General features: G+C 35.2%; 24 protein-coding genes. 7 read left to right on the plus strand and 17 right to left on the minus strand.

The genetic code is table 11. The features are described 5' to 3' along the window. Nucleotides 1-53 precede the first annotated feature (53 nt). From FORMA_RS01735 to FORMA_RS01745, 3 genes are read left to right on the plus strand one after another with little or no spacing between them, the layout of a single operon-like run. Complete coding sequence (locus tag FORMA_RS01735) at nucleotides 54-737, plus strand: cell division ATP-binding protein FtsE (RefSeq protein WP_069674033.1); 684 nt, start codon at nucleotides 54-56, stop codon at nucleotides 735-737. 1 nt (nucleotide 738) lies between these two features. Next, nucleotides 739-1,632, plus strand: coding sequence for a glycosyltransferase family 2 protein (locus FORMA_RS01740; protein ID WP_069674034.1), 894 nt, complete (start codon nucleotides 739-741; stop codon nucleotides 1,630-1,632). Beyond that, a complete protein-coding gene (locus FORMA_RS01745) occupies nucleotides 1,633-2,571 on the plus strand; it encodes a glycosyltransferase family 2 protein (RefSeq protein WP_069674035.1) in 939 nt (312 codons plus the stop codon). Nucleotides 2,572-2,576: 5 nt separating this feature from the next. Here FORMA_RS01745 and FORMA_RS01750 read toward each other — a convergent pair whose 3' ends face one another. The 5 genes from FORMA_RS01750 to typA form a co-directional block, all read right to left on the minus strand. Next, a complete protein-coding gene (locus tag FORMA_RS01750) occupies nucleotides 2,577-3,665 on the minus strand; it encodes a glycosyltransferase (protein WP_069674036.1) in 1,089 nt (362 codons plus the stop codon). Further along, nucleotides 3,662-5,044, minus strand: a complete 1,383-nt coding sequence (locus FORMA_RS01755) for a phosphoethanolamine transferase (RefSeq protein ID WP_197500772.1) — start codon at nucleotides 5,042-5,044, stop codon at nucleotides 3,662-3,664. The genes FORMA_RS01750 and FORMA_RS01755 overlap by 4 nt, the downstream gene beginning before the upstream one ends. Before the next feature lie 274 nt (nucleotides 5,045-5,318). After that, nucleotides 5,319-6,608, minus strand: coding sequence for an oligosaccharide flippase family protein (locus tag FORMA_RS01760; RefSeq protein WP_069674038.1), 1,290 nt, complete (start codon nucleotides 6,606-6,608; stop codon nucleotides 5,319-5,321). An 85-nt stretch (nucleotides 6,609-6,693) separates the two neighbouring features. Continuing rightward, nucleotides 6,694-6,927: a uroporphyrinogen decarboxylase gene (locus tag FORMA_RS01765; protein ID WP_069674039.1), complete on the minus strand. Its 234-nt coding sequence runs from the start codon at nucleotides 6,925-6,927 to the stop codon at nucleotides 6,694-6,696. Continuing rightward, entirely contained in the window at nucleotides 6,928-8,727 is a 1,800-nt protein-coding gene (gene typA, locus FORMA_RS01770; protein ID WP_069674040.1) for a translational GTPase TypA, read from the minus strand. Between the two features lie 115 nt (nucleotides 8,728-8,842). Between typA and kdsA the strand changes: the two genes are divergently transcribed. Continuing rightward, on the plus strand, nucleotides 8,843-9,661 hold the full coding sequence (gene kdsA / locus FORMA_RS01775; RefSeq protein WP_069674041.1) for a 3-deoxy-8-phosphooctulonate synthase: 819 nt from the start codon (nucleotides 8,843-8,845) through the stop codon (nucleotides 9,659-9,661). Between the two features lie 9 nt (nucleotides 9,662-9,670). Here the strand turns inward: kdsA and FORMA_RS01780 are convergent, their stop codons facing one another. The 9 genes from FORMA_RS01780 to FORMA_RS01820 form a co-directional block, all read right to left on the minus strand. Further along, the gene (locus FORMA_RS01780; protein WP_069674042.1) at nucleotides 9,671-11,074 is read right to left on the minus strand and encodes a M20/M25/M40 family metallo-hydrolase; all 1,404 of its coding nucleotides are present in this window, start codon (nucleotides 11,072-11,074) and stop codon (nucleotides 9,671-9,673) included. Between the two features lie 24 nt (nucleotides 11,075-11,098). Next, a complete protein-coding gene (locus tag FORMA_RS01785) occupies nucleotides 11,099-12,265 on the minus strand; it encodes a sigma-54-dependent transcriptional regulator (RefSeq protein ID WP_069674043.1) in 1,167 nt (388 codons plus the stop codon). A 32-nt stretch (nucleotides 12,266-12,297) separates the two neighbouring features. Next, the gene (locus tag FORMA_RS01790; protein WP_069674044.1) at nucleotides 12,298-13,602 is read right to left on the minus strand and encodes an ABC transporter permease; all 1,305 of its coding nucleotides are present in this window, start codon (nucleotides 13,600-13,602) and stop codon (nucleotides 12,298-12,300) included. 1 nt (nucleotide 13,603) lies between these two features. After that, a complete protein-coding gene (locus FORMA_RS01795) occupies nucleotides 13,604-14,530 on the minus strand; it encodes an ABC transporter ATP-binding protein (protein ID WP_069674045.1) in 927 nt (308 codons plus the stop codon). Nucleotides 14,531-14,636: 106 nt separating this feature from the next. Then, nucleotides 14,637-15,755, minus strand: coding sequence for a molecular chaperone DnaJ (dnaJ, locus tag FORMA_RS01800; protein WP_069674046.1), 1,119 nt, complete (start codon nucleotides 15,753-15,755; stop codon nucleotides 14,637-14,639). A 16-nt stretch (nucleotides 15,756-15,771) separates the two neighbouring features. Then, complete coding sequence (locus tag FORMA_RS01805) at nucleotides 15,772-16,287, minus strand: nucleotide exchange factor GrpE (RefSeq protein WP_069675409.1); 516 nt, start codon at nucleotides 16,285-16,287, stop codon at nucleotides 15,772-15,774. 116 nt (nucleotides 16,288-16,403) lie between these two features. Further along, nucleotides 16,404-17,318 carry a TIGR01777 family oxidoreductase gene (locus tag FORMA_RS01810; protein WP_069674047.1) on the minus strand — a complete coding sequence of 305 codons (915 nt, stop codon included), beginning with the start codon at nucleotides 17,316-17,318 and terminating at the stop codon, nucleotides 16,404-16,406. Nucleotides 17,319-17,416: 98 nt separating this feature from the next. Next, nucleotides 17,417-18,088, minus strand: coding sequence for a tRNA (5-methylaminomethyl-2-thiouridine)(34)-methyltransferase MnmD (mnmD, locus tag FORMA_RS01815; protein WP_069674048.1), 672 nt, complete (start codon nucleotides 18,086-18,088; stop codon nucleotides 17,417-17,419). A 5-nt stretch (nucleotides 18,089-18,093) separates the two neighbouring features. After that, nucleotides 18,094-18,582 carry a DUF4920 domain-containing protein gene (locus FORMA_RS01820; protein WP_069674049.1) on the minus strand — a complete coding sequence of 163 codons (489 nt, stop codon included), beginning with the start codon at nucleotides 18,580-18,582 and terminating at the stop codon, nucleotides 18,094-18,096. A gap of 108 nt (nucleotides 18,583-18,690) precedes the next feature. Between FORMA_RS01820 and FORMA_RS01825 the strand changes: the two genes are divergently transcribed. Beyond that, nucleotides 18,691-19,743 carry a branched-chain amino acid aminotransferase gene (locus FORMA_RS01825; protein ID WP_069674050.1) on the plus strand — a complete coding sequence of 351 codons (1,053 nt, stop codon included), beginning with the start codon at nucleotides 18,691-18,693 and terminating at the stop codon, nucleotides 19,741-19,743. A 13-nt stretch (nucleotides 19,744-19,756) separates the two neighbouring features. Here the strand turns inward: FORMA_RS01825 and FORMA_RS01830 are convergent, their stop codons facing one another. Beyond that, nucleotides 19,757-20,140 carry a nucleoside triphosphate pyrophosphohydrolase family protein gene (locus FORMA_RS01830; protein ID WP_069674051.1) on the minus strand — a complete coding sequence of 128 codons (384 nt, stop codon included), beginning with the start codon at nucleotides 20,138-20,140 and terminating at the stop codon, nucleotides 19,757-19,759. A gap of 54 nt (nucleotides 20,141-20,194) precedes the next feature. On the opposite strand from FORMA_RS01830, the gene FORMA_RS01835 reads away from it, so the two are divergent. Next, nucleotides 20,195-20,383: a hypothetical protein gene (locus FORMA_RS01835; protein ID WP_069674052.1), complete on the plus strand. Its 189-nt coding sequence runs from the start codon at nucleotides 20,195-20,197 to the stop codon at nucleotides 20,381-20,383. Between the two features lie 56 nt (nucleotides 20,384-20,439). Here FORMA_RS01835 and FORMA_RS01840 read toward each other — a convergent pair whose 3' ends face one another. Then, on the minus strand, nucleotides 20,440-22,467 hold the full coding sequence (locus FORMA_RS01840) for a dipeptidyl peptidase 3 (RefSeq protein WP_231925001.1): 2,028 nt from the start codon (nucleotides 22,465-22,467) through the stop codon (nucleotides 20,440-20,442). Nucleotides 22,468-22,664: 197 nt separating this feature from the next. On the opposite strand from FORMA_RS01840, the gene crcB reads away from it, so the two are divergent. Next, entirely contained in the window at nucleotides 22,665-23,036 is a 372-nt protein-coding gene (crcB, locus tag FORMA_RS01845) for a fluoride efflux transporter CrcB (protein ID WP_069674053.1), read from the plus strand. A 2-nt stretch (nucleotides 23,037-23,038) separates the two neighbouring features. Here crcB and FORMA_RS01850 read toward each other — a convergent pair whose 3' ends face one another. Further along, nucleotides 23,039-23,644, minus strand: coding sequence for a DUF1684 domain-containing protein (locus FORMA_RS01850; protein ID WP_069674054.1), 606 nt, complete (start codon nucleotides 23,642-23,644; stop codon nucleotides 23,039-23,041).

A 23,644-nucleotide genomic window follows, 5' to 3' on the forward strand; every position in this document is an offset into this window, starting at 1 on the left:
TGATTATTGAATTGAATAGTGATACTTTTATAAAATATTAATACTAGTTACCAATGTCCGATTCTGTTTTAAAATTAGAAAAAGCCTCCATTTTTCAAGACAAAAATTTAATTCTTAATGAAGTTGATGTGAATGTGAAAAAAGGAGAATTCGTTTATCTGATAGGTAAAACAGGATCTGGAAAAAGCAGCTTACTAAAAACGCTTTATGGCGATTTGGAACTCACACAAGGCAAAGGACAAATTGTAGGGTTTGATCTCACAGACTTAAAAGATAAAAATATTCCATTTTTAAGAAGAAAATTAGGAATTGTTTTTCAAGATTTCAAGTTGCTAAATGAACTTACTATTGAAAATAACATGGGCTTTGTTTTACGTGCTACTGGATGGAAAGACAAAACTAAAATAAAACAAAAAATAGAAGAAGTGTTGTCTAAGGTAAATATGCAAAAAAAAGGACATAAATTCCCTTATGAACTTTCCGGTGGAGAACAACAACGCGTGGCTATTGCTAGAGCACTGCTAAATGACCCAGAACTTATTTTGGCCGATGAACCTACGGGGAATTTAGATCCGCAAACAAGCATAGAGGTCATGGAAGTTTTACAAGATTTAAATAGTAAAGGAAATACCATTTTGATGGCAACACACGATTATGGTTTATTGCTAAAATACCCAAGTAAAACTCTAAAGTGTGAAAACAATAAGGTGTTTGAAGTGGTGCAACGAAAAGACTAAGATGCTTTCAATTCTAATTCCAACTTTCAATTATGATGTAACGGCTTTGGTCACTGAAGTCCACAAACAATCCATAGCCTGCAAAATAGAATTTGAAATTCTAGTCTATGATGATGCTTCTACAGATTTAAAAGTTAGAAAAAATAACACCTCAATCAATGCTTTAGAAGACACCTCATACACCATTTTGAAATCAAATATCGGAAGAAGCGCCATCCGCAACAAACTTGCAAAAAATGCTCAATATGATTGGTTATTATTTTTAGATGCTGATGTGATGACAGTAAATGATAATTTTGTGTCAAATTATATAAATTCATTATCCGATTCTAAACCAATAATTAATGGGGGAATTTCGTATCAAAAAGAAAAACCAGAGCAATCACAACTGTTACGATGGATTTACGGAAAGAAAAGAGAAGCTCTGAATTCAGAAATAAGAAAAAAAAACCAATATATAAGTTTACTTTCTTCAAATTTTTTAATTAAGAAGGAAATACTGAAAAAAATTAAATTTGATGAGAAAATGGCACGTTTTGGTAATGAGGATACATTGTTTTCATATAATTTAAAACAGAAAAAAATTACAGTTTCACATATTGAAAATCCTGTTAATCATTTGGGTTTAGAAACAAGTGAGGCATTTTTAAAAAAATCTCTTCAAAACATAGATACTTTGAATTTATTTCTAAAACAAAAATTAATTGATGCCAGGTATATGAAGATCTCAAGAGTCAAATATAAAGTTCGGAAATTTAAACTTGATATACTCTTCTCTGTAATTTTTTCTATATTCAAAAAACGATTTGAAAAAAACCTTTTATCCAATAGGCCATCTTTATTCATTTTTGATTTGTACCGATTAAGTTATCTTTGTTATATATCTAGAAAGTAAATGCCATTTTTTTCAGTTGTCATACCGCTTTATAACAAAGAAAACTACATTCAAGACACCATTGAAAGTGCTCTAAATCAAACCTTTGCAGATTTTGAAATCATTGTGGTTAATGATGGATCAACGGATGAGAGTTTGAATGTTGTGGAAAATAATAATGATTCGAGAATCAAAACTCACTCGATAAAAAATAGTGGGGTTTCAAGAGCACGAAATATAGGAATTCAAAAAGCAAAATCGGATTATATTGTGTTTTTGGATGCTGATGATTTATGGGAAAAAAATCATCTGGAAGAGCTTTATAAATTATTAAAAGCCAACCCTGATTGTGGTATTTATGCGATGGGCTACTTAAAGATTTTCAACAACAGTAAGCCAATCAAGGCCAGTTTTCACGGTCATGATAATTTTTGCGGAATAGTTGAGAATTTTTTTCTTGCATCAACCATCGACTGTATTGCATGGACCTCGGCAGTGATGATTCCAAAAACTATTTTTAATACCATTGGGGGATTTAATGAAAATATGAGATCCGTACAAGATACTGATCTATGGATTCGAATAGCATTGAAATATAAGGTTTCTTTTTGTTCAAAGCCAACTACCTATAAGGTTATTAGATATGAAGAAAATCATCTTTCAAATTATGCTTTCAAATATGATGGTGAAGAAATTTATAAAAATTTCAAGAATGAAGAAAAAAACAATCTTCCACTAAAAAAATATTTAGATTTTAATCGGTTTTCCATGGCTATTGAATGTAAAATAAATGGGGATAAAGAAAATTACGAGATTTTAAGAAAATCCATAGATAAAAATCATTTAAATTCAAAACAAAAATTGTTACTTATAATACCTAAAATAGGACTTGTTTTTCTAAAAAAAGTTCAAGTGTGGTTTATCATGATAAATATGTATATGACGCCTTTTAAAAATTGAGTTGCTTATTTAAGTAGGTTTAACCAAGACTTTGAGATAATATCAGCTGAAAATTTTTCAACACTTTTTTTTGCGTTTTGCTTGCAATGACGATACAATTGTTCGTCTTCAATTAAATGATTAAAGGCCTTTGCCAATGCCTTTGGGTTATGGTTTTCTACAATTAAACCATTCATTTCATTTTGAACAACCTCTTTTGGCCCTGATTTGCAATCTACAGAAACAACCGGGATTCCAAACGATAAACTCTCTATAAGCACCATAGGAAATCCCTCGTATTGGCTTGTCAGTACAGAAAATATTGCATTTTTAATAATTGCTGAAGGGTTTGGAACAAACGGTCTAAAATCTATAAAATCTGAAAGTTGAAGTTTTTTTGCATATTGTTGCAATTTTAAAACATCTGGACCATCGCCCAATACAACAAGTTTAATGTTATTTTTTGCTAATTTAGATTGGTTATACCCATCAATAAGCAATGAAATATTTTTTATTTTATCCTCAATTCGCCCAAAGAATAAAATAAATTTTTGAGGTAATTTTAGGGTATCTTGATTTGCAACAAGTTCGCTCTTGGACAAACAATTATAAATCGTACTGACTTGATTAAATCCGTATTTAAGCTGAATCAGATTTTTTATTTCTTGAGAAACGGCAACCAACTGAAATGCGTTTTTGTACAGAACTTTTGCTAAAAACCTACTTTTCGGTATATAATTTTTTAATCTATAGCTATGAACCACATAAATTACTTTCTGATGAGCATACAAGATTTTATTGATGAGTAATTGCTTAAAAAAAATTGGTCGCGCGCGGCTATCAATGATAAAGTCAAAACGTTTTGATTTAAGATATCTATAAAAGACCAAAAATCGTATTAATCTAGCAAAAAATGAATCATCCTTATCTTTTAAAAAACCTAAATTCAAAAGCTGACCTTTATATTCATAGTCAACATAATTTAGTGCTGAAATAAGATGAATTTCAAAACCAAGACCAGATAATAAAATAGAAAGATTAGCTGATGCTTTTTCCTCTCCACCTTTTCCTAAAGAGTGAATAACAATAGCAATTTTCTTATGAATATGTTTCATTTCAGCGAAGAATTTTGATTGTCAATAGAATCAAATTTAACATCATAATCTTCATTACCTAATATAATACGTTGGCGATTTTGAAAATTATGGCTAAAAATACTTCTTTTGGTTTTAACCTCAGTGGCCTTAATTTTTAGCAATTGAGCTAAGCTATGAAACAAATCATCAGTCATATATGGGCGCTGGGCATCAAAAATCAAAGATTTTGATTTTTTGTATTGATCGGATTGCCATAGTACAAAAGGTATGTCATACATGCTTTTTGTAGCAATAGACTCATTGTGCCCTGCCATGTTTTTATCCGTGTACAATTCTTCGCCATGATCCGAGAGGTATAAAACTGTGCTTTGTGTGCTTACTGTTTTTACTTTATTGATTACATCAGTAACAATATAGTCTGTATACAAAACAGCTTGGTCGTAGGCGTTTACATTGTTATGGTTTTCTTTAGAATCATAATTCAATTTTGGAACATTGCTAAAGGCCTTTAAAGAATCTGGATATCTATTTTGATAGTCAAAATGAGTACCCATAAGATGAATGACAATAAACTTAGGTTTACCTGAATTATTTTTTAAAACCTTATCTAATTCTGGTAATAATACTTGATCCAAAACTAGATTGGTGTTCACTGGTGCTACAGTCAAAAATTTAGTCATTGATGCAGAGAGTGCAATTTTAGTCACCAAACTTTCATACATTCCAACAGGCCGTTGATTGGAAAGCCAAAAGGTATCAAAACCAGCAGCATTGGCTAATTGTACGATGGAACCAGATTCAATTTTTTCCGGAGCTTCATAGTTTCCAAGAGTAAGCATTTTCGTAACAGACTCAACGGTTTGGGTGTGCGGACTAATAACATCCGGATATATCCATAATTGATCTGAAATGCTTTTCAACAGTGGGGTGGTTTGGCGTTCATAACCATAAAGCCCCATATGGGTACGGACTGTAGATTCACCTAAAATCAGTACAAAAACGGAATTGTGTTGGTCGGATTGAAATTGTACATTGGTGAAGTTACCTTCTTTATTTTCTACATAGATATCAAAACTTTTGGAAATTTGGGTGTATTCATAAACAGATTTGGCGACAAGATAAGGCAAATTATAAATAATCTGTTTTGATAACTTTAGGTAAACAAGCACCCCAAATAGCGACAGCATATAAACCGCTATTTTTTTTGATGATAAAGGAATTAACTCTTTATAACTCTTTTTATTTCTCTTTAAAAAAAAGAGTGTTAAAAAGAAAAATAAAACCATAAAAAGAACCTCTATAAACCCTACATAAAAACTGAAAAACTCCGAAACTTCTGAGCTATTAGTGTCCAAAATGACATACAATGAAGAGGCGTTAAAAAAAACATGAAACATTAAATAATACACGGTTTCAAACAGCAATAAAAAAGAAAAAATGAGCAATGATAAATACCCATAAATAACCCTAATTTTGTGGTGTTTAATACAAAATGCAGCAACTATAATCAAGAAAGCAAAAAGGCAATTTTCAATGAAATTTAAAAAAAGATCTGTATCAAAACCATAATCCATAAAGATAAACAGACCAGCCACAAAAATCAAAGTAATGTAGCTAAAAAATACGTTCTTAAAAAACTGAAACTCACCCATAAAATCCAATCATTACAACTTAAATTGGTCTATTCTTACCAAAAAGATCGTGTCTTAAAATTAATATGACAGCTAAAAGATAAACTATTTTACTGAAAAACAAGCCCATTACAATACCCTCAACTCCAAAACTCACCATCAAGAGTTGCCCTACAAAATAGTAAAAAACAAGTCCAAAAAGCTGAGTGAACACAAAATAGTTGATTTCATTTTTTGCCAAAAATTTAAACGAAAGAATGTTAGCCACAAAATGTATGAAGTCGGCCATGAGATGCCATTTAAATAAAACGGTCATACCTAGGAACATTTCGTTGTAAATTTTTAGAATTAAAAACTCTTTTGCGAAAAATACCACAATCATACCTGAGATAACCAAAGGTAAAAGTGTCTTGTAAATTTTCTTTATCTCAGTTCGAAACTCTATCGAAAATTTAAGCTCAGCATATTTTGGCAAAATATAAATAGTGAAAACCGTGAGAAGAAACTGCATATAAATTTTTGAAATCGAGGACATAGCCGTCCATACTCCTGCTTCATTTTCACTAATTTGATTAGAAATTATGGTTCGTAAATTAATTTGAACAAAATTATAGCATACTGTAGCTACAAAAGAGATTAAGGTGAATCCTAGAAGATTTTTCAGCATTGGGGTTTGAAAGGAAAGTTTTTTGAAATTTATATACTCGCTTAGTGTTTTACCAAACAATAAAAGTGTTATTAAAAACTGGATTATAGGCGTGATTGCAATAGCAAAGAGTACTCCTTCAATGTTATGAGAATACAAGCAAAAAAGCAACAAAATTGAGGCTAAACTATACCATATAATTTCAATTTTTGAATTGACTTTATAGGCCTTTAGACCGCTAATCACACCGTAAAAAATTCGATTCATGGCGATAAAAGGCGCTGTAACGGCCAACAACTGGAATACAAATGTAAAATCTTCACTAAAAAACAACCAAACCGAAAGCTGAGTTGCACCAAAAAACAAAGCTAATGATAGTATAAATGTCGCTAATAAAGAGAGCACATAAACCGTAGAAAAAAGTTTTTTCAACCCTACTTCATCACTTTTGTACTCAGATACATATTTTACAATTCCATTGAAAACACCGAGTGAGGATAAACTTGAAAGAATCTCAGACAAATTTCGTATTTGCCCCACTTTTGCAATTCCGGCTTGACCTGTAAATTGTGCCAAAAGATTTTGAACTACTAAAGAAATAAGGAGTCTAAAGCCAACAACCACAGAATTTAGCGAAGTGATTTTTAAAATTAAATTATTGGTTATGAACTGTGGTAATTTCACTAATTAAAATTAAACTATTTAACACTCTTCAAGCTGTAAAACTGTTGATGCTTAAAATTCTTAGTGTATGTTTAAAGAAGTGAAGTTACTGATTTTTCTTCAAAAACAAGTAATAGATGTTGATTACAAAAATTGCAGCGTTGGAAATAATGATCGGCCAAGCGTTAGTCAATAAAACTCCATACCCCACAAAAAGCAAACAGGCTACAGAATTGACAATTCTTAGCGTTCTCAATTGCTTCATTGCAAAGGAGGTAAGCAAAACCGCAGTAGCAATATAACCTACCCATTCAGCAGTGTTAACTGATGTAAAATCCATTTATAAAGTTTTATTTCGTTTTCGATCGACTTCCTTGAGGTAAATTTTTCGCAATCTTAGACTATTGGGAGTCACTTCAACATACTCATCCTTTTGAATATACTCTAAAGCTTCTTCCAATGAAAATTTAATAGCAGGTACAATTTTGGCTTTGTCATCGGCTCCGGAACTTCGTACGTTACTTAGTTTTTTAGTTTTGGTAACATTCACTACCATATCATCTCCACGCGAATTTTCTCCAATAACTTGACCTTCATAAATCGATTCACCAGGGTCTACAAAGAATTTTCCACGATCTTGAAGTTTATCTATAGAATACGGAATTGCTGAACCGTTTTCCATAGAAACTAAAGACCCATTTTGACGCTCAGGAATTCCACCTTTAAGTGGCTGATATTCCTTAAATCGATGTGCCATAATAGCTTCTCCTGCTGTAGCAGTAAGCAGTTGATTCCGCAAACCAATGATACCTCTTGAAGGGATGATAAATTGGCATATCATGCGCTGACCTTTGACTTCCATACTTAAAAGCTCTCCTTTACGCATGGTCACCATTTCTACGGCTTTGCCCGATATGTTTTCCGGTAAATCAATAGTCATTTCTTCTACTGGTTCACATTTAACCCCATCAATTTCTTTTATAATAACTTGTGGCTGACCGATTTGAAGTTCATAACCTTCACGACGCATAGTTTCAATAAGAACGGATAAGTGTAATACACCTCGTCCAAAAACCATAAATTTATCTGCACTATCTGTTGCGTCTACACGAAGAGCAAGGTTCTTTTCTAATTCTTTTTCCAGTCGTTCTTTTAAGTGACGTGAAGTCACAAATTTACCTTCTTTTCCGAAGAAAGGAGAATCATTGATGGTAAAAAGCATACTCATAGTAGGTTCATCAATTGCTATTGTTTCCAAGGCTTCGGGTGCTTCGATATCAGCAATGGTATCACCAATCTCAAAACCATCGAGACCAACAAGGGCACAAATTTCGCCTGCATTTATATTCTCGACTTTCTTTCTACCCAATCCCTCAAAAATATGAAGTTCTTTTATTTTAGACTTCAATTTAGAACCGTCTCTTTTAACCAAAGTAACAGCTTGATTTGTTTCTAGTGTTCCACGCTGCAAACGCCCAATAGCTATTCGCCCTGTAAATGATGAATAATCCAAAGATGTGATCAGCATCTGTGTATTCCCTTCATCAAATCTGGGGGATGGAATATGATCAATAACCATATCTAACAATGGTTCAATTGATTCTGTTTTAACAGCCCAGTCATCACTCATCCAATTGAATTTTGCAGAGCCATATACGGTAGGAAAATCCAATTGCCACTCCTCTGCTTCCAATTCAAACATCAAATCGAAAACAGCTTCATGAACTTCATCCGGAGTACAATTTTCTTTATCTACTTTATTGATAACAACACATGGTTTTAAGCCTAAACTAATAGCCTTTTGTAAGACAAAACGCGTTTGCGGCATCGGCCCTTCAAATGCATCAACAAGCAATAATACCCCATCGGCCATGTTAAGCACACGCTCTACTTCTCCTCCAAAATCAGCGTGACCGGGTGTGTCTATGATATTTATTTTTGTGTCTTTGTACACGACAGAGACGTTTTTAGAGGTAATGGTAATTCCGCGTTCACGTTCCAAATCATTGTTGTCCAGGATCAAATCCCCTTTATTCTCATTCTCACGAAACAATTGGCAATGGTATAAAATTTTGTCAACTAATGTTGTTTTTCCATGGTCGACGTGAGCAATAATGGCAATGTTTTTAATCTTATTCATAGTGTACCCTATTTTGAGCGAGCAAAGGTACGCTTAATTTTTAGGACTATTCTGATTTATAAAAACAATCATGTGGTTTTAATTTGTTTATATTTGCATCATAAAAATATTTTTGATGGATCTCCATAGTATTCCAAAGTTAAAACACTCAGATTCCGATCAGTTTTTCTTACTTGCTGGGCCATGCGCAATAGAGGGCGAGGCAATGGCTATGCGTATTGCGGAACATGTCTGTGAGCTCACCGATAAACTCAAAATACCATACATATTTAAAGGAAGTTTTAAAAAAGCTAATCGAAGCCGAATTGATAGTTTTACAGGAATTGGTAATGAAAAAGCACTTGAAATTTTAAGAAAAGTATCAGAAACTTTTGACATTCCAACCGTTACAGACATACATGAAGTAACTGATGCTGCTATGGCCGCTAATTATGTAGATGTTCTTCAAATCCCTGCTTTTCTTGTACGCCAAACCGATTTGGTTGTGGCTGCGGCAAATACAGGGAAGGTTGTCAACCTAAAAAAAGGACAATTCATGAGTCCTGAGGCTATGAAACACGCTGTTCAAAAAGTAAAAGACGTCGGAAACGATAATGTTTGGATTACTGATCGTGGAACAATGTTTGGCTATCAAGATATGATTGTTGATTTCAGGGGCATACCTACAATGCGTAAATTTGCCCCCACAATACTGGATGTTACCCATTCACTACAACAGCCCAACCAAACAAGCGGAGTTACAGGAGGAAGACCTGATATGATTGAAACTGTAGCAAGAGCTGGCGTGGTTAATAATATCGATGGCCTATTTATCGAAACGCATTTTGATCCCGCTAATGCCAAAAGTGATGGTGCAAATATGTTGGATTTGAATCATCTTGAAAAACTTCTAGTAAATCTTGTAGCCATTAGAGCAACAGTAAAAAGCTTATAAGATTAGTTTTTAATCTTTAATTTTATTTTTTTGCTCTATGCTGTTAAATCCATATTTATCAATCAGATAAACAAGTGCGGTCATCGTAGCTGCACCCAATTCTAACTCTCGTTTGTTCACAGCGTCAAAAGTATCATTTGCTGCATGATGATGATCAAAATAACGCTGAGAATCTGGGCGTAACCCAGCCAAAACAAGTTCGTCATTTTTTAGTGGACCAATATCAGCACCACTTCCTCCTTTTTTGAAATAGTGAACAAGATAAGGTTCAAAAAGGGGTTTCCAATTTAGAATTTGATTGATTTTATAGTCAGGACCATCAAAAGAAAATCCTCTAGGTGTAAATCCCCCAGAATCACTTTCTAAAGCAAAAATGTGCTTTTCACCCTTTCTCTTAGCAATCTCAGCATATTTTCTACCCCCACGTAAGCCGTTTTCCTCATTCATAAAAAGAACTACTCGAATGGTTCTTTTTGGGCGTACACCAGTTTCTTTTAAAAGGCGTAAAACATCCATAGATTGTACGCAACCTGCTCCATCGTCATGAGAACCATCACCTAAATCCCATGAATCCAAATGTCCTCCTACAACTATAATTTCGTTGGGGTATTGACTTCCTGTTATTTGCCCTATGACATTGTACGATTGAACATCTTTAAGTTGCTTGCAATTTTGTTTGAAATAAAACTTAACTTTTGGGTCAATTTTTAAAATACCACTTAGACGCTCTGCATCGTTAGTACTGATGGCAGCCGAAGGAATACGTTCATTAACAGGGGTATTGCCATAGGACATTGCTCCAGTATGTGGTAAATCATCCAAACGCAGGTTCATAGACCGTACAATAGTCCCAACAGCGCCTAATTTGGCAGCTTCTTTAGCGCCGTCATAGCGCTGGTCAACACAACCTCCATAGGCCTCAAATGTTGAAATCAAATCGGCTTGCATAGGCCTATTGAAAAACACAATTTTGCCCTCCACATCGGTACGTTTCAATCTGTTTAAATCTGCTATTCCTTGAACTTCTATAAGCTCGGCTTTTAGTCCTTGCGGTGGCGTGGAAACAGAACCCCCTAAGGCACAGAGATTAACAGGAATTGTTTTTCCTGGCGCAGTTTCTATATAGGCAAATTCAGGATTTCCACGCACCCATTTCGGTACCAGGACAGGTTGTAACCAGACTTTATCTAATCCCAATTTTTCCAACTCTTCCTTGGTGTATTCTACAGCTAACTCAGCATTTAATGATCCGGAGAGCCGTCCACCGATTTCGTTAGACAAGTACCTTAGCCATTCATAGCTTTTACCATTGGTCAGTGATGTGCTGTATATGCTTTGAAGTTGAGCAGCATCGTCTTGAGCGGTGCCAATAATACTCAATAAAACGAAAACTAATATTATCTTATTTTTCATAAAAGGAAATAAGGTTGATTTAAATTAAAGTTTGCTTGCAAAAGTACGAACATCATTCTCTGATATTTCATTTGATCCCAGAATGATAAGACGTTCAACTACATTGCGTAACTCTCGAATATTTCCAGTCCAATTGTACCCTTTCAAAAGTTTTAGTGCAGCAACAGAAAAATGTTTTTTTATGGTGCCTTGTTCAGAAGCAATCTTTGCACTAAAAAAATCTACCAAAAGGGGAATATCATCACGCCTATCGTTAAGAGATGGTACATTGATTAGAATTACTGCTAGACGGTGGTACAAATCTTCCCTGAAACGCCCTTCTGAGATTTCTTTTTTTAGGTCTTTGTTGGTTGCAGCAACAACACGAACATTGACATTGATATCTTTATCATTTCCAACACGCTGTATTTTGTTTTCTTGAAGTGCGCGTAAAACTTTAGCTTGAGCAGACAAACTCATGTCACCTATTTCATCCAAAAATAAAGTGCCTTTATTTGCCGCTTCAAATTTCCCAGCTCTGTCCTTTTGGGCGCCCGTAAAAGCGCCTTTGATATGACCAAAAAGCTCACTTTCAATAAGTTCGCTTGGAATAGCAGCACAATTGACTTCTACCATAGGCCCGTTAGAACGTTCACTCTTTTGGTGTAGCCAATGAGCCACAAGTTCTTTACCAGTCCCATTTGGGCCAGTAATGAGGACACGCGCTTCTGTAGGGGCTACCTTTTCAATTATAGATTTTATCTTACTAATGGCAACACTATCTCCAACCATTTCATAGTTCTGACTTATTTTTCGCTTCAAACGCTTATTCTCTACAACCAATTCTTTACGGTCGAGAGCATTTCTTATCGTGTTTAAAAGCCGATTTAAATCGGGGGGTTTAGAAATGTAATCATATGCGCCCAAGCGCATCGTATTTACAGCAGTGTCTAAATCACCGTGACCAGATATCATAACGATAGGTATTTCAGGTTTGATTTTCTTTGCCGCTTCGAGTACCTCAACACCATCCATTTTTGGCATTTTGATATCACATAAAATTAAATCAAAGTCTGATTTTTTTATAGCCTCAGTTCCCGCGAGTCCATCCTCAGCCTCAAATACTTGGTAGTCTTTACTTTCCTCTGTCAAAATTTTGACGAGTACACGGCGGATCGCTTCTTCATCCTCAATGATTAATATTTTAGACATAATTTAATTGTGTGCTTAGTCAAAGGTAAAAATTAATATTTTAACCATTTAATGAGATCTTTATAACTGGGTTTTTTTCCATGCATCAAAATACCAACACGATAAATCTTCGCAGCAATCCATACAGTTACTAAAAATGAAAAAATAAGAACGGATAAGGACAAAATTTGCTCCCAAATTGGAACACCAAAAGGAATTCGGATAAGCATCACAATTGGAGATGTAAATGGGATATATGAAAAAACAACCGAAATAGTACCGTGCGGGTCTTCTAGGGCCGTGAAAAAGCCAACATAAAAACCAACAACCAAAAGAATCACAACCGGCATTAAAAACTGCTGTGTATCTGTTTCATTGTCTACTGCTGCGCCAATTGCTGCATATAGGGAACTGTACAGCAAATAGCCTCCAACAAAAAATAATACAAATGCAACAATCAAATTAATCAAGGGTAAAGAATGAAGTTCTGCGATTAGAGCTTGAAGCTCAGAGTTTGCATTAACATCGGAAACTGCAGCAGTCATCATTTCTTGTTGGGGATTTGCAGATAAATCAATACCAAAAAAATTAGAAGCAGCGAAAGATAAAATAGCGATCAAAATGACCCAAATAGCAAATTGAGTAATACCAGCCAATGAAGTTCCAAAAATCTTACCCAGCATCAACTGTATGGGTTTAACGGAGGAAATTATAACCTCTATAATGCGGCTTGACTTCTCTTCAATAACACTGCGCATTATTAAATTTCCGTAAATTATGATAAACATAAAAAGCAAATAACCAGCAGCAGCTCCAAATATTAACTTTAAAAAACTACCAGCCTTCGATGTCTTAACACCTTCAAAATCTTCTTGATTAATATTGACATAAGTCTTGGAGGCGGAGATTTTACTCAAATCAACTCCCATTTTCTTTAATTTGAGTTCACCAATTCGTTTTTCAATTTTAGATTCTAAGCTTGAGATTAATGATAAAGAAGGTGATTCTTTCGAATAAAATTTAATTTTTTCAGAAACATCCTCTAAAGCTAAATCTGGAACGTGTAAAAGGCCATAAGCCTTATTACTATTGGACGTAGTTTTTGCATCTTCCAAATCCATACCGTTGAGCGATTCGTATAAAATTTGATCACTCGAAATAAGTGTTTCGCTCAAGATACCCGATTCATCCAATACAGAAATTGTACGAACTTTTTCGTTATTTACACTTGTAAGGTAAGCAATTAAAGAAAGAAGCGCTACGATGAATAAAGGACTTAAAAACGTCATGAGAATGAACGACTTGTTCTTCACTTTAGCCAAATATTCTCGCTTGATAATTAAAGGTAAGTGGTTCATACTAATTGTTTTTTACAGTTTGAATAAAAATATCATTTGCAGTAGGAATCACTTCTACAAAATGATTGATTTGAGCATTGGTGTTTAAAAAGGCAAGTAGATCTTTTGGCGTGTCCCCAGCGCCTAACTGAATATTTAATCTTAAATCATCTTCAAGAGATTTGAAGTCAGCTAAACTCACATCAAAACGACTTGAAATTTGTCTTTTTAAATGAGCTGAGTTTGTTGATGACAAGCCCACTTCAAAGGTATTGGTTTTATGATTGCGTTTGATGTCGTTAAGATTACCATCAAGTATTTTTTTCGACTGATGGATCAAAGCAATGTGATCGCAAAGCTCTTCAACAGATTCCATTCGGTGCGTCGAAAAAATAACTGTTGCGCCTTCAGCTCTAAGTTGGAGTATTTGATCTTTTATAAGATTAGCATTAATCGGATCAAAACCTGAAAATGGCTCATCAAAAATAAGCAACTTTGGTTGATGTAAAACAGTTACTATAAATTGAATTTTTTGTGCCATTCCTTTAGAAAGTTCCTGAACTTTTTTGCCCCACCAATCCCCAATTTCAAATTTATCAAACCAGTATTTAAGGCGTTTTTTTGCTTCACCATAGGAAAGCCCCTTAAGTTGAGCTAAATATAATGCCTGTTCACCTACTTTCATCGACTTATAAAGCCCTCGTTCCTCTGGCAAATAACCAATGTATCTTATGTCGTCTGGACTTAATGGTTTACCATCCAAAATCACTTGGCCATTATCTGGCATAGTGATTTGATTAATTATACGTAAAAGGGTGGTTTTTCCAGCACCATTGGGCCCTAAGAGACCGAAAATACTGTGCTTTTTTATCTGAATAGACACATCTGAAAGAGCTTGAAATTCCCCGAATTTTTTGGAAATATTTTTTGCTTCAAGAATATTATTCATATTGGTTGAGATTTATTGTAAGACGTGTTAAAAACCTTTTTGTTACGCTGTAAATCTAAAAAAAATATGAGAAATTACACTTGAGCTACAGAAAATCAATCCTGCATCATGAAAACATATCCTTTACTTTTTCAAAGAAGGATTTATCTGACTGCTCCGGCTTGGGTACAAAATGTTCATTTTCGCGCATTTTTTCAAAAAATGATTTTTGCTCTTTGTTCAGCGTTTTTGGAGTCCAGACGTTGATGTGGACTAACAAATCTCCTTTGTTGTAACCATTGATGTTAGGAATTCCTTTTCCGCGCAAACGAAGTATTTTTCCGGACTGCACGCCCGCTTCAATCTTTAGCCTGACTTTTCCAGTCACTGTATCGATTTCCACTGAGGAGCCCAAAATAGCGTCTGGTAAACTAACATATAAATCGTAATGTAAATTATCGCCCTCTCTTTGCAATTTAGGGTGTGTTTCTTCACTAATTGCAACAAGTAAATCTCCAGAAATTCCATTTCCAGGTGCAGCATTTCCTTTTCCAGAAACTTTGAGTTGCATACCGTCTTCAACACCAGCTGGAATTTTTATAGAGACCGTTTCCTCTTCAACGACAAAACCATTAGCATCAGCATTGGCGGGACGATGGTCAATAATCTGACCTGAACCGCCACAAGCATTACACGGTGAGGCGGTTTGCATACGACCAAGAATAGTATTTGTCACGCGCATCACTTGCCCAGTACCATTACACGTACCACAGGTTTTGTAAGTTACCCCTTTAGCTTGTTTTTTGCGCTTAACTTTAATCTTTTTCTCTACACCATTAGCAATTTCCTCAAGACTAAGTTTAACTCGAATTCTTAAGTTACTTCCTCGTACAGATCTTTGGCGTTGTCCGCCAAATCCACCAAATCCGCCACCACCACCGAAGGCACTTCCAAAAATATCGCCAAACTGACTAAAAATGTCATCCATATTCATGGAGCCACCTCCAAAACCACCTGCTCCTTCAAAAGCTTGATGCCCAAATTGATCGTAACGCGCCTTTTTGTCAGCATTACTCAAAACCTCATAGGCCTCAGCAGCAACTTTAAACTTTTCCTCAGCAGACTTATCGTCTGGATTTTTATCAGGGTGGTATTTAATAGCCATTTTTCTGTAGGCCTTTTTAATCTCTGCCGCAGAGGCATTTTTGCCCACCCCTAATACTTCGTAATAATCCTGTTTTGCCATGAATTAATGGAATTTTTTATTGTCCAATGACTACTTTTGGGAAACGAATCACCTTTTCCCCTAATTTATACCCCTGTTCAATGATGTCTATTACCTTTCCTTTTAAGTCCTCAGTTGGCGCAGGAATTTGAGTGACGGCTTCATGATCATCGGCGTTAAAATCATCACCCTTTTGAACTGCTATGATGCTGAGTCCCTTTTGTTGTAATGTGTTGTTTAATTTATTCTGAATCAATTGTACTCCTTTAGATAATTCTGATTCTTTATGCTTCGAAATTTCTAACATGGCACGATCAAAATCATCCAAAACAGGCAATAGTGCCTGAATAACGTCTTGACTAGCAGTAGAAAACAACTCTACACGTTCTTTAGAGGTACGACGCTTATAATTTTCAAATTCAGCGAATAGACGTAAAAACTTATCTTTTTCTTGAGCTAATTCTTCTTTGAGCTGATCTTCAACAGAAATTTCTACTTCCGGCCCTTTTTGATCCTTTTCTTTTGCCTTTTGCTTTGTTGCCTTTTTGGTCATTTTAAAACAAGTTAATTTATTTGGTTTAATGATGGCAAAAGTACTGCCATTCTGCATATAATGTCATAATGTCACAAAAAAAATTTAAAAAAGTTATCTTAAGCAGGTCTAATATCTTAAGCCAAAAGGTTATCTACAGCTGCTGACAATTCGTGATATGTAAACTTGAACCCTGTTGATTGTATCTTTTTTGAACAAACACGTTGGCTCTCAAGCACCACAGAACTCATACTGCCAAATATTAGTTTGAGCATAAATTCTGGAATATTAGGAAGGAATAGTGGTTTCTTTAAAACATGTGCAATTGCTTTAGTCAATTCAACTTGCTGAACAGGATTTGGTGCTACAGCATTGTAAACACCCTCTAATCTCGATTCAAGACTATGGATAAAAAGACGCACTAAATCTTCTATATGAATCCATGACTGCCATTGTTCTCCTGATGCGAGAACTGCACCATAATATTTTTGAATGGGTGTTGCTATTTTTGGAAGAGCGCCTCCTTTGTTATCCAGTACTATTCCGATACGCAACAAAGTAGTTTTGATGCCCATTGATTGAAATTGATGCGTTGCAGCCTCCCACTGCTGAACAACGTAACTTAGGAATGAAGACCCTTCCGAATTGATGTTTTTTTCTTCGTAATAATGTGTTTTTGAATCTGGGTAAATTCCTATGGCACTGGCAGAAATAAGTTGTTTAATATTAATTTTATGTTCTCTAATAGCATTAGCTAAGGTGTTTAATGATTGTACCCTACTATTTAATATCGAAGATTTTGTTGATTTAGTCCAGCGCTGAGCAATTGGACTACCGGCAAGATTAATTACAGTACTTACCCTATTAAAACATTTTGAATCAATTTCATTAGATTGTGGATTCCAAAAAAAGTAATGGATGTTATTTTTTGAACCCAACAATCGCTTTTGAGTAGTCAGAACATTTATTTCATATCCTTGAACTAACAAGACCTTGGTGAGTGCTTTACCCACCAAACCTGTTGCTCCTGTTATCAAAATAGTTTCAGCCATCGAGCTAAATTATTGATTACTACGCCAGAGTTGTGTTAAAAAATGTGCTTTAACAATTATTTATGCTTATTTGGTTAAAAAATCAAGACCTAATAAGCTTAGGCTGGCCTTGAAGCCCTTAGCATTTCTCTTTTCCCCGGTGGTCCAGGAAGTCGCTCAACCACAAATCCTACTTCTTGCATGGAACGGCGCACACTACCCTTTGCCGAATAAGTAACTAAAATTCCATTAGGACGCATTGCTTTGTACACGCGTTCGAACATATCCGTCGTCCAAAGATCAGGTTGAACACGTGGACCAAATGCGTCAAAATAAACAACATCAAAGAGCTTGGATTCACTCAGCTCAGAAAAAAACTCCTTGCGCTTATTAAGTTGAAAATTAGATGAAATTTTATGAATTTGATTCCAAGGGATTTCATGAAGTTGGTTAAATGTGATCGTTGAATCAAATAAAGCATTATAGTCGAGTGCCTCTAATTCCTTAAGTGAAATTGGGTAGGCCTCAATTCCGTGATAGCTAATTAATGTATGTTGAGTCATTTCATCAATAGCCGTAAGCATAGCATTAAGACCTGTACCAAATCCAAGTTCCAAAACTGATAATTGTTTATGATTTGGGTTATCTTTCAAAAACTGATGTAAACCCATTTTGATGTATACATGCTTGGCTTCTTGAAGCGCACCGTGTACAGAGTGATACTGTTCACTCCACTCTTCAATTTGAATAGTTTTGGAGCCATCTGCCGTGGTAATAATGGAACGCTTCATTGCTATTATTGACTAATTAAAACTCCGTCTGCTTCAAAGTTATAAGAAACTTTTGGAGATACTATGGCAGCAATATCTTCAGCAGAGGCCCCAGCATCTTCTGCATAGTGGCGTAAATCTTCAATCGAGGTTTCTGAAAAAAATGCTTTTCCATTGACAATAACTTCACCACTGGCATCTAAAGGCACAAAAAAACCATAATCTTTGAAACGAACCATCATGTCAGTTTCATTTGGCATAGATAAAGTCATCCAACATCCTTTTTTTGAACATACATCTTTGATGTTTCCTTTAAGAGTCAATTGAAGGGTGTCCCCTAAATTTATGGCTTTTTCAGAGAGCTGTGCTATCGATAAAATTGAATCTGTTTCAAATCCATGGCCGAATAAATTATAGGTGTTGGATTGTAATTTAACCGGAACGCGATTGTTTTGTTTTTCTTTACAAGAAAAAATAAAAATAAAGGTAGAAATGATGATTAGGCTTTTTTTCATTACTCGTCTGTTTGTTAAAGATCTAAAGATAATAACTTTTAGGAATGTTGTGTTTGTTCAGCAGTAATTTTAGTAATTTTGTATTAAATTAGATTTAGAAAAAATAAAATGAGCTCAATAAAGACGACTAAAGTAAAACACTCAAAACTAAATGAAATTGATTTTGAAAATTTAGGTTTTGGCAGTATTTTTTCCGATCATATGCTTGTGTGCGACTACAAAAATGGGGCTTGGGGACAAGCTGAAATTATTCCGTTTCAGCCAATGTCACTTATGCCATCAGCCAAAATTTTTCATTACGGACAGTCCATATTTGAAGGTATGAAAGCATACAAAGATAGTGATGCCAATACATGGCTTTTTCGTCCTGAAGAAAATTTTAACCGTTTAAACAAATCGGCCAAACGTTTGGCTATTCCTGAGCTTCCCAAAGAAGTGTTTTTTGAAGGACTTAAAGCATTACTAAAAGTGGATAATGATTGGATTCCTACAACTGCAGGAAGTTCATTATATATCAGGCCAATTATTTTTGCAACTGGCGAAGGTTTTCATGCTTCACCTGCGGACGGATACCGCTTCTTGATTGCTACGGCACCCTCTGGGCCATATTTTTCCGGAAAAGTTAGTGTTCTTATTGAAGAAAAATACTCAAGATCTGCCAACGGCGGCGTTGGTTATGCAAAAGCAGGTGGTAACTATGCCGGTCAATTCTACCCTACACAACTGGCTATTGAAAGAGGATACAACCAGGTAATTTGGACTGACGACAATACCCATGAATACATTGAAGAGGCCGGGGCCATGAACATCTTTATACGAATTGACGATACACTAATTACTGGTCCAACCAGTGACCGTATTTTAGATGGTGTAACGCGGAAAAGTATTATTGATATTGCAAAATCAGAGGGGATTGCCGTAGAGGTACGGAAGTTTACCGTTTCTGAAGTTATTGATGCATCAAATAATGGAAGTTTAAAAGAAATGTTTGGCGCAGGAACTGCAGCTGTCATTTCTCCAATATCGTCATTTGGTTTTAGAGATCAAGATTATGATCTTCCAGAACTAGAAAAATCTTATGCCAGTTTATTAAAGGAAAAAGTAACATCTATCCAAACCAACACTGCTGACGATCCATTTGGTTGGCGATTTAAAGTTTAATAAGGTCGTTTGACTATTTGAGAATAGATGCTATGTTAGGCTTAAAATAATTTGGGCCTTTTAGAACTTTTCCATCTGCTCTATATATGGGTTGGCCATCTTCTCCAAGTTTACTCATATTACTGCGCTGAATTTCTTCAAAAACAGCTTCTATTTTATGTTGTAATCCATGCTCTATAATAGTACCACAAAGAATATAAAGCATATCGCCAAGAGCATCGGCAACCTCCACGAGATCATTATTCTGTGCCGCTTCAAAATACTCTTCATTTTCTTCTTTCATCAAATCAAAGCGCAGCTGATTTTTTGCAGCACCTAAATCTGCTTTAGGAGCTGTTCTATAGCCAATTTTAAAAGCTTCGTGAAAACGTTGGACAGCTTGTATTTTATTTTTCATCTATTTATTTTTTTGTAATTTTGAATAAGAATTCATCTATAAAAATACACAAATATGTTCAGTCAAGGACAACTTCTTTTTGGAATTGTTTTCGCAATTGTTTTCGCAATTGTCATTTTTATAGCTTATAAAAAAGACGCAGCACAAAATCAAAAATACTACAAAGGAAGTCTTTGGATTCTTATACTTTTTATTGCATTTATTTTAGGCATTGCAGCTATTAAATTTCTTTTAGGTTACTAAAAAACCACCTACTATATTCAATAAGTGGCTCTTTGTAATAAATTTTAAACAATTACTTAATTTACATTAGGTAGAAAGTTATAATGTTCCACATAGTAAAGCATTTGACTAGCGAAATCTTTTGCGTAGTTTACTTTGATTGCTGTAATGGCACCATTTTCATCTGTTACAGGCTCCAGAACAGGGTTGATAAAGCCGCCATAAGGCGCAGACTTAAATTGTTTGTTTCTCTCCAATACCTCAGCGTGAATTTCTGGATCAACCTTTACTCCATATCCTTCAACAAGCGCTTGAACAGCCTCAAAATCGCCCTCAGATTTGATGCGCTGTGTTTCTCTTAATAGTTGTCCAAAAAGCTCATGAAGTTTATCGTAATCGTTGATATTAAAATAGGTTTTACCATCTCTTGTTACTTTTTCAATAACATTGTCTTTTTGTCCTTTTTCAAAAGCCCAAGCACTTACCCATTGTCGGTTGCGCATATGTGCTTCTTCAACATCATCCCCAAGATCCAATCTAATAAGCTGAGTCATTAGGCCATTTCTAATATAACCGTCAAAAGCAGCCCTACCAACAGCTTTCCAATCTTCGACTAAGCCCAATTCTTGCAATTTTGAATCATAGAGGTAGTACAAGCCTACCAAATCGGCACGTCCTTCTTCTAGTGTTGATGCGTAATTTTTTAGTGTTTCTTTTGTTTCGCCGACACCTGGATTCAATTGCCCAGAAGCATGCCCAACAACTTCGTGAAGTGCGGTATGAAGTTTATCGGCTAGCTGACCATGTTTTTTCTCAAGTTCATATTCTTCATCGTCGTGAACAAACTCTTTCAATCGCCCTGAGCTTCCTGAGTTATTGTAAGCATTGGTTATGTTACCCAAAGAAACAGACTTACTTCCAACTTCTGCACGAATCCAGTTTGCATTTGGTAAATTAACGCCTATTGGTGTTGATGGCGATGCGTCTCCTGCTTCACCTGCAACGTTTACAGTTTTATAACTTACACCAACCACATTTTTCTTTTTGTGCTCAGGCATTAGTGGTGAATTGTCTTCAAACCACTGCGCATTTTCAGAGAGCACAGCCATTTTAGCAGACATATCGAAATCTTTTATTTGAACAATTGTTTCGTAAGATCCTCTATACCCCAACGGATCGTTATAAACTTCAATAAAACTGTTGATGTAATCAATATTACCCTCAGTAGCAGCAGTCCATGCCACATTATAATCGTCCCAGGTCTGTAAATCTCCAGTTTTGTAATATGAGATGAGCAGTGCTAGAGCATCGCCTTGTGCTTTGTTTTCGGCCACCCCTTCTGCTAACTCCAACCATTTTACAATTTCATCAATCGCCGTTCCATAAAGCCCCCCAGATTTATAAACGCGTTCTTTGACAACTCCATTCTCTTTGACCAATTGTGAATTCAAACCAAAAGAAAGGGGTTTATTGGGATTGGGTGAGACTCTAGCTGCATAAAATGTTTCTACATCATTGTTGGTAATGTCTGGCCCATAAAAATTAACTGCTGATGCCAAAACATTATCTACGTCCTTTGCCTGATTGACTTTTTTAGCATCTTTTTCATTAAAAATTACATCAAACGCCTCTCCCTCTAACGATGCTGTTGTTGCGTCGAGTAAAGATTTTAGATAGTCTTCTGAAAATTCAGGTTTTAATTTTGCATTGCTGTAATGATGGTGAATCCCATTACTAAACCAAACTCGTTTGAGATAGATTTCAAAAGCTCTCCAATTTTCAGTAGTCTTATCACCATCAAAAGTGGTGTAAATTGTTTCTAATGCTTGGCGGATTGTTAGGTTGTGCCTGTAGTTTTGATCCCACATAATATCTCTTCCAGAGAGACCCGCTTGCGTTAAGTAGTAAACTAATTTCTGCTCGTCTAAAGATAGGCTTTCCCAACCGGGTAATTGATAGCGTAATATTTTAAGATCAGCAAATTGCTCGACCATGTAAGGAAAATTTTCGACATCAACCTCGATGTACAAATCATCTGAAGATGACAACGTACTTTCTGTATTGCATGAAAAAAACAATTGAGCACATGCAAAAAAAATGAACATAAATTTATAAATAGGTTTCATAAGTAATGGTATTAAGATTTTGTTTGAATTATGAATGTGCACGAATATAGGTTTTTTTAAAAAAATAAAAAATTAATTTGTTGATGTGGCATAACAAAGAAAATTATAATTTAGTTTTGTAGTAGCTTTAAGAACATAATTTTTATCCTTTCAAAAAAAATTAAAACAGAAATAATATGAAATACGCTTTGCTGGTATTTTTGGGTGGTGGTGTTGGAAGTATGTTACGTTATCTTGTTGGAAAGGTGTTTCAAAGTCCATTGGGTACATTCCCAACCGCAACGCTATTTGTCAACATCATTGGTAGTATACTTATTGGGGTTTTTATGGGATTGGGGCTTAAAAATGGCGGCCTTTCTGAGCCCCAAACACTACTGTTGGTTACTGGGTTTTGTGGAGGTTTCACCACTTTTTCAGCATTTGCTTTAGAAAATCAAAATTTCTTAAAAACAGGAGATTATACTCAATTTTTGGTTTACACTATCGGATCTCTTTTTTTGGGCGTATTTGCAGTAATTTTAGGATTATTTATATCCAAAAATATTTGATATTACTTGAAGCGCTTTAAGCCTGCTCTAACTTCAATAGGAATATAATTTTGTCGAGGAACAATCGGGCAAGAGTACAGCTCATTATACACACAATAAGGGTTGTAAGCTGTATTGAAATCGAGCCATAAACTATCGCCTTTAGGAATCGTTAAGTCCATGTATCGTCCACCTCCGTAGGTAGTATTACCATTGGTATCGTCCAAAAAGGGAAGGAAAAGATAATCCGGTTTTGATGCTGTCGAGTCGATTCCTTGATACACATTTAGTTCTACATACTGGTTTAATAATTTGAAAGACAATACCCCGTAAATACGCTCCTTGGTCACTAAAGCTGTGGTGGTTTTCATGTCAAAATAATCAGAGTCGGGAGTTGGTGTTAGTTTAGCTTTAACCACAAAAACAGAGTCGATAGGAAAAAAAGAAAGGGAGGTGAACTCTTTCAAATCTTTGGGCTTCAATGGAGACCTTGAAGCATCCTTAAACTGTTCGTTCATTTTCTTTTGAAATTCAGAATTGTACTGTACAGGAATTTTTTTCTGAGTACAAGACAGAGCCACCAAGAACACACAAATAAAAAAAGAACTGAATTTTATAAACGCTGACAT

This window comes from Formosa sp. Hel3_A1_48 (assembly GCF_001735715.1).
In the GTDB taxonomy this organism is placed as follows: Bacteria; Bacteroidota; Bacteroidia; order Flavobacteriales; family Flavobacteriaceae; genus UBA3537.

Bases quoted from the DNA above. Each gene is read 5' to 3' on its own strand.
- FORMA_RS01735 (WP_069674033.1), top strand. From the start codon at position 54: ATGTCCGATTCTGTTTTAAAATTAGAAAAAGCCTCCATTTTTCAAGAC.
- FORMA_RS01740 (WP_069674034.1), top strand. From the start codon at position 739: ATGCTTTCAATTCTAATTCCAACTTTCAATTATGATGTAACGGCTTTG.
- FORMA_RS01745 (WP_069674035.1), top strand. From the start codon at position 1,633: ATGCCATTTTTTTCAGTTGTCATACCGCTTTATAACAAAGAAAACTAC.
- FORMA_RS01750 (WP_069674036.1), bottom strand. From the start codon at position 3,665: ATGAAACATATTCATAAGAAAATTGCTATTGTTATTCACTCTTTAGGA.
- FORMA_RS01755 (WP_197500772.1), bottom strand. From the start codon at position 5,044: ATGTTTCATGTTTTTTTTAACGCCTCTTCATTGTATGTCATTTTGGAC.
- FORMA_RS01765 (WP_069674039.1), bottom strand. From the start codon at position 6,927: ATGGATTTTACATCAGTTAACACTGCTGAATGGGTAGGTTATATTGCT.
- typA (WP_069674040.1), bottom strand. From the start codon at position 8,727: ATGAATAAGATTAAAAACATTGCCATTATTGCTCACGTCGACCATGGA.
- kdsA (WP_069674041.1), top strand. From the start codon at position 8,843: ATGGATCTCCATAGTATTCCAAAGTTAAAACACTCAGATTCCGATCAG.
- FORMA_RS01780 (WP_069674042.1), bottom strand. From the start codon at position 11,074: ATGAAAAATAAGATAATATTAGTTTTCGTTTTATTGAGTATTATTGGC.
- FORMA_RS01785 (WP_069674043.1), bottom strand. From the start codon at position 12,265: ATGTCTAAAATATTAATCATTGAGGATGAAGAAGCGATCCGCCGTGTA.
- FORMA_RS01790 (WP_069674044.1), bottom strand. From the start codon at position 13,602: ATGAACCACTTACCTTTAATTATCAAGCGAGAATATTTGGCTAAAGTG.
- FORMA_RS01795 (WP_069674045.1), bottom strand. From the start codon at position 14,530: ATGAATAATATTCTTGAAGCAAAAAATATTTCCAAAAAATTCGGGGAA.
- dnaJ (WP_069674046.1), bottom strand. From the start codon at position 15,755: ATGGCAAAACAGGATTATTACGAAGTATTAGGGGTGGGCAAAAATGCC.
- FORMA_RS01805 (WP_069675409.1), bottom strand. From the start codon at position 16,287: ATGACCAAAAAGGCAACAAAGCAAAAGGCAAAAGAAAAGGATCAAAAA.
- FORMA_RS01810 (WP_069674047.1), bottom strand. From the start codon at position 17,318: ATGGCTGAAACTATTTTGATAACAGGAGCAACAGGTTTGGTGGGTAAA.
- mnmD (WP_069674048.1), bottom strand. From the start codon at position 18,088: ATGAAGCGTTCCATTATTACCACGGCAGATGGCTCCAAAACTATTCAA.
- FORMA_RS01820 (WP_069674049.1), bottom strand. From the start codon at position 18,582: ATGAAAAAAAGCCTAATCATCATTTCTACCTTTATTTTTATTTTTTCT.
- FORMA_RS01825 (WP_069674050.1), top strand. From the start codon at position 18,691: ATGAGCTCAATAAAGACGACTAAAGTAAAACACTCAAAACTAAATGAA.
- FORMA_RS01830 (WP_069674051.1), bottom strand. From the start codon at position 20,140: ATGAAAAATAAAATACAAGCTGTCCAACGTTTTCACGAAGCTTTTAAA.
- FORMA_RS01835 (WP_069674052.1), top strand. From the start codon at position 20,195: ATGTTCAGTCAAGGACAACTTCTTTTTGGAATTGTTTTCGCAATTGTT.
- FORMA_RS01840 (WP_231925001.1), bottom strand. From the start codon at position 22,467: ATGTTCATTTTTTTTGCATGTGCTCAATTGTTTTTTTCATGCAATACA.
- crcB (WP_069674053.1), top strand. From the start codon at position 22,665: ATGAAATACGCTTTGCTGGTATTTTTGGGTGGTGGTGTTGGAAGTATG.
- FORMA_RS01850 (WP_069674054.1), bottom strand. From the start codon at position 23,644: ATGTCAGCGTTTATAAAATTCAGTTCTTTTTTTATTTGTGTGTTCTTG.